Origin of the sequence: Corallococcus sicarius (genome assembly GCF_003611735.1) — a bacterium.
GTDB lineage: Bacteria > Myxococcota > Myxococcia > Myxococcales > Myxococcaceae > Corallococcus > Corallococcus sicarius.
Window position 1 is genome coordinate 1 of the sequence record NZ_RAWG01000472.1, and the last position, 5193, is coordinate 5193.

The window sequence follows — 5193 nt, forward strand, 5'->3', positions numbered from 1 at the left end:
GGAGGGAGTAGCCCTCCATCATCCCCAGCCACACCGAGTGGGGCGTGTCCCCTCCCGCCGTGAAGAGGCGCACCACCTGCCCCCAGTCGGACAGCGTGTCCCAGTCCTCCTTCCTGACGAGGCCCGCGCCCACCCCTCCGCCCCACAATCGCAGCCGTACCGGCGCCCCGAGAATGAGGCGCAACGACTCCCCCTTCCCCAAGGCCACCAGGGGCTCCAACTGCACGAAGCCTTCGTCGGTGCCCGTGCCCCTTCGAGGCAGCAACGTCAACGGCGCCGCCTCCATGCGCAGCAGGCTCGTCCAGGGCGGCGTCGAGTCGGACGTGACGGGCGGAGAAGCCTCCTCTTCGGGATGCGCCGCGCCCTCGACTTCCTCGCCGGAAGCGTCCGCCGAAAGGGCTTCCTCCAGCTTGCGAAGGGTGGCGTCGAAGTCCTCTGGGGCGACGGCCTCCTGCGCCACCCCGGCCCAGGGTGACATCAGCAGCAACACGACGGCCCAGCGCATGAGCATCGACGCCTCCTGTGAATGGTCCCGGCACGGGTGAAGGACAGAGTGTCCTTGTTCAGTCCGACAGTGGGCCTCCGCTCCCCGCGTCTCAGGGGCCACCCGGGAAGGTCTGGCACCGTTGCGCTGGCTGATAGCGCTCACGATGGTCGTGGCGTGCGTCGGCGACTCGTATCTCCGGGATGGCAACGGAACGTACCAGGTGTCGGTGGAGCAGCTGCCGGACGGCATCGTCCTGGTCGGCATCTACGCGCACACCGAAATGTGCGACCCGAACGACACCGCCACGGATGCCGGCGGGCTCTACGCCGTCGATGTGCGACGCGGCCTCATCGTCGCCCAACAGCGGTAGGCGTGTGGACGCGTCGTCATGAGACATCTTTGTCGACAATGATTGGAAACCGGCGTTCCAGACCCGGGCCTCGCACCCGGGCTAGGGTCGTGCGCTCCTCCTTCCCCAGGCGCCCATGGCCCTCAAGCAATGGCTGTCCCTCGTCGCGCTCGCCACGACCTCGCTCCTGCCGGACCTGGCATGGGCGAACACCCTCTACGGTGCCTGGCAGGGCTCGGGCGGCCAGAGTCCTTCCAGTCCGTCCAACCGGGTGTTCCTGCTCGACGCTCCGTCCACCGGCACCCCGGTGGTCTTCACGCTGACCTCCTCCGCGGATGCCTGGCTCTACCTGCTGGACGCGAACGGGACCGTGCTCGCCCAGGACGACAACAGCGGCGGCGGCACGAACGCGCGGCTCTCCCTCACGCTGCCCGCCGGGAGCTTCAAGGTCGTCGCCGCGACCGCGCTCTCGAACCAGAGCGCCGAGTTCTCCCTGAGCGCGGACTCGCTGCCCCTGCGCTATCCCAAGGCCCTGGAGCTCAAACCGTGGAGCCGCTTCACCTGGGTCTACGATGATCACGGCACCGGCGCGACGAATGACATCTCCGTCTGGCGCCCCGACCTCTCCCTGACGCCGGGCTTCTTCTCCCTGGGCGACGTCGCCATGCCCGACCGGGGACAGGCCCCCGCGACGACGTTCCTCGTGCGCGGCGAGGGCGACCTCCTGGCCCGACCGTCCAACTACACGTGGATCTGGAGCGACTCCGGCTCGGGCGGCACGCACGACGTGTCCTTCTGGGAACCCGTGGCACCCGCGGGCTACACCTGCCTGGGCCACGTCGCCGTGCTGGGCTACTCCAAGCCCTCCACGGACCTCATCCGCTGCGTGCGCAGCGAATACGTCCTGCCCGCCAACCCCGCGTGGCTCTGGGACGACAGCGGCTCCGGCGCCAACGACGACATCGGCGTGTGGCAGGCGACAGCGCGCGACCACCGAGCCCTGCCCGCCTCCACCTTCGTCTCCCGTCCCAGCCACGGCGACACCGGCGGCAACCGCTATTGGGCCCTCAACAAGAGCGCCACCTCCAACGCGGAGCTGCGAGGCCAGCCGGTGGACGCGCAGACCGTCGCCGCGTTCGCGCCGCGCATCTGGCTCCACCCGGACGAGTCCTATTTCCCGTCCTCCACGCAGTTCCATCTGGCCAACGTCCACGAGGAGAACGGCCACCTCGTGACGAACCAGGCGCTGGGCTGTGACTCCTGCACGGATCCGCAGTTCCTGGACGGTCAGCGCCCCAATCAAACCCCGGTCCCCGTCTACGCACAGCGCATCGCGCGCACCCAGGGCGGCCAGCCGACGAACGTGACCGACGTGCTGTATTGGAGCTTCTATCCCTACAACAATGGCAAGCGCGTGTGCATCGGCTGGTACTCGCCCTGGGGCTGCGTGGGGGGCTACTCCACCTTCGGCAACCACGTGGGCGACTGGGAGCACCTCACCGTGCGCTTCATCGACGGGCGCCCCGCGCGGGTCTACCTGAGCCAGCACGCCAACGGGCAGGACTTCCCCTTCGGTGACAAGGCGGTCTTCTTCACGGGCTGGCACCCGGAGGTCTTCTCCGCCCGGGGCTCGCACGGCCTCTACCCGGATGCGGCCCGCCACATCTACGAGACGATTTTCAACGGCGACTTCCTCGCGGACGACACCGGCGCGGGGCTCGCGTGGGACACCTGGAACAGCCTGGTGGTCATCCCCTGGCAGCCGGCCGGCAGCTACACGGGCAGCCTGGCGTGGATGAACCTCACGGCGTACTGGGGCAACCCGGAGGGCGGCTGTGACAACCCCACGGGCTACTGCGTGAACAGCGGGGGACCGTCCCCGCTGCGCAACCGGTCGGTGTATCAGCCGGAGTACATGACCCTGGAGTAGGGTGGGGGCGCCATGAGCGACAGCAACAGCGGGACGGCGCCCAAGCTGACCATCGAGGTGCGGGACCTCCACAAATCCTTCGGCGGGCAGGTGGCCCTGCGGGGCGTGGACCTCGTGGTGCCGGAGGGCACCACCTGCGTGCTGATGGGGGTGTCCGGTTCGGGCAAGACGGTGCTGATGAAGCACATCATGGGCCTGATGCGTCCGGACCGGGGCACGGTGCGCGTGGAGGGCGAGGAGGTGGCGCGGATGAGCGAGCCCGTGCTCAACCAGATGCGCCGCAAGCTGGGCATCCTCTTCCAGGCCAACGCCCTGTTCGACTCGCTCAACGTCTTCGACAACGTGGCGTTCCCGCTGCGCGAGCTGACCCAGACGTCCGAGGCGGACATCACCCGGACGGTGAACCAGACGCTGGAGAAGGTGGGCCTGTCGCACGCCGCCACGCGCTTCCCGGGCGAGCTGTCCGGCGGCATGCAGAAGCGCGTGGGCTTCGCGCGCGCCACCATCCTCCAGCCGAAAATCCTCCTCTACGACGACCCCACCGCCGGCCTGGATCCGCTCACCACGGCCGCCGTGAACGAGATCATCACCAAGGGCCGGCAGCAGCTGGGCGCCACGTCGCTGGTCATCACCCCGGACGTGGCGTCCGCCTTCGGCACCGCGGACAACCTGGCCCTGATGCACGAGGGCCGCGTCGTGGAGTACGGCCCGCCGGACCACTTCAAGCAGTCCCAGCACCCGGAGGTGAAGGCCTTCCTGCGCAACTGGCTGCGGCGCCGCTCCGAACAGCGCCCGCCCCCGGCGTCCTGAGCGCCGGGGACGGACGCAACGGAGCTGGCGGCTACTGGCAGGTGATGCCGGGCAGGCCCCGGTACGCGCCCTGCGCCGTCCAGCGCGTGTAGGGCGTCCCGCAGGAGCCCGCGTACGGATCATCCGTGCCGTAGCCCGGGACGAAGTACTCGAAGTGCAGGTGCGGGCCGGTGGAGGCGCCGGACGAACCCACGCGGGCAATCCAGTTGCCGCACGCCAGCGTCGTGCCGCGCGCGAACTGCTGCGTGTAGGCCTTCAGGTGCCAGTACCAGGTCTGCGTGTTGTCCGGGTGCCGCATGATGATGTAGTTGGCCGTGTAGAGGCCGCAGGCCGCGTAGGGATTGGCCTGGTTCCAGTAGTTGCACCGGTCGTAATACCCATCCACCGACGCCTCGACGTAGCCGCGGGCGGCGTTCATCGCCCAGACGCCGTAGTCCATCTTGCTGAACCCGCCGACCAGCGCGTAGTCCGTGCCGGTGTGCCCGCTGTAGCGCACGCCGCCGCAGGCATAGTCCCTGCCGCCGTAGTCCTTGTACGCGCTCACCGTGCAGCCGCCGTTGCCACACTGGTCCGCGAGCTGCGACGCGGGGAAGCGGAACATCGTCTGGGCGGAGGACACCGCCGGCAGGGCCAGCAGCACGAAGGCCAGCGCCGTGGTGAGCTGCTTCATCGTCGCGCGCATCACTTCGCACCTTCCACATCCGGGGCCGCGTGGCCCGTCCGCACGTTGAGGGTCCAGAAGGCGCCGCCGCCGGCGTTGTAGCGAAGCACGTCGTCGCTCAACCACTCCATGTGGTGCGAGGACACGGGCGGGGGCACGAACTCCTTCGGCGGGCCGCCGAACAGCTGCCAGTTCTCCAGCCCGACATTGGTGAGCTGCTTCGCCTCCGCGCCCTCCACCGTCGTCACGTAGAACGACGCCACGCTGGTGCGGCCGGACACGAACACGACCGTCTTCCCGTCGGGGGAGATGCTGGGCGTCGCGTCCACGCCGGGCCCGTCCGCGAGCACCTTCACGCGGCCGTTCATGTCGATGATGCCCACCGCCGTCTCATGCGGCCCCTCGCTGTTCATCAGGAGCGTGGCCACCAGCGCGTCGCCCTTCGCCGTGGGGAACAGGTCGCCGCCCACGCCGCGGGCGAGCACCCGGTCCTTGCCGTTGGCGTCGCGCATGCGCAGCGTGCCCTCGCCATCCAGCAGCGCCACGTCCGAGCCCACCGTGCGCGCCTCGCGGTACTTGAACTCGCGGTCCACCACGCGCACCGCGCCGGTGGACTCGTCGTACTTCATGATGGCCAGCAGCGGCAGTTCGTCCGTGCCCAGCGCGTCCGCGGGGATCTCCGCGACGACGCCCGCCAGCATTCCGCGGCCCTGGCCGAAGAGGTGGATGAAGCGGGCCTTGGGCCCGAACGCCTTCGCGACGGCGGGGACCAGGGACTCGCGCGCCTTGGTCACACGGCGCAGGTCCGACGGGTTCAGGCGGTCCTCCGCCATGGCGCTGCTGGCTGCCAGCGTCAGGACGGTGAGCGTCAGGAATCGCTTTTTCATCTCACTCCAGGGGAAGGGGAACCATCAGGGGGGACAGGTGACGAGGGGGTTCTCGCGCCGGCTTTTAAT

Annotated in this window: 5 protein-coding genes and 1 pseudogene; 3 read left to right on the plus strand and 3 right to left on the minus strand. The window is 69.3% G+C overall.

Going from position 1 to position 5193, the window contains the following annotated elements:
- Positions 1–511 (minus strand): annotated as a pseudogene (locus D7X12_RS38965) (hypothetical protein); the annotation flags it as partial.
- Positions 512–626: 115 nt separating this feature from the next.
- Here D7X12_RS38965 and D7X12_RS38970 point away from each other — a divergent pair.
- The 3 genes from D7X12_RS38970 (at position 627) to D7X12_RS38980 (ending at position 3576) form a co-directional block, all read left to right on the plus strand.
- Complete coding sequence (locus tag D7X12_RS38970) at positions 627–857, plus strand: hypothetical protein (protein ID WP_120630222.1); 231 nt, start codon at positions 627–629, stop codon at positions 855–857.
- A gap of 115 nt (positions 858–972) precedes the next feature.
- A complete protein-coding gene (locus tag D7X12_RS38975; protein ID WP_120630223.1) occupies positions 973–2766 on the plus strand; it encodes a Vps62-related protein in 1794 nt (597 codons plus the stop codon).
- 12 nt (positions 2767–2778) lie between these two features.
- Entirely contained in the window at positions 2779–3576 is a 798-nt protein-coding gene (locus tag D7X12_RS38980; protein WP_120630224.1) for an ABC transporter ATP-binding protein, read from the plus strand.
- 31 nt (positions 3577–3607) lie between these two features.
- Here the strand turns inward: D7X12_RS38980 and D7X12_RS38985 are convergent, their stop codons facing one another.
- On the minus strand, positions 3608–4258 hold the full coding sequence (locus tag D7X12_RS38985; RefSeq protein WP_244225044.1) for a M23 family metallopeptidase: 651 nt from the start codon (positions 4256–4258) through the stop codon (positions 3608–3610).
- On the minus strand, positions 4258–5124 hold the full coding sequence (locus tag D7X12_RS38990) for a TolB family protein (RefSeq protein ID WP_120630225.1): 867 nt from the start codon (positions 5122–5124) through the stop codon (positions 4258–4260). The genes D7X12_RS38985 and D7X12_RS38990 overlap by 1 nt, the downstream gene beginning before the upstream one ends.
- Positions 5125–5193 lie beyond the last annotated feature (69 nt).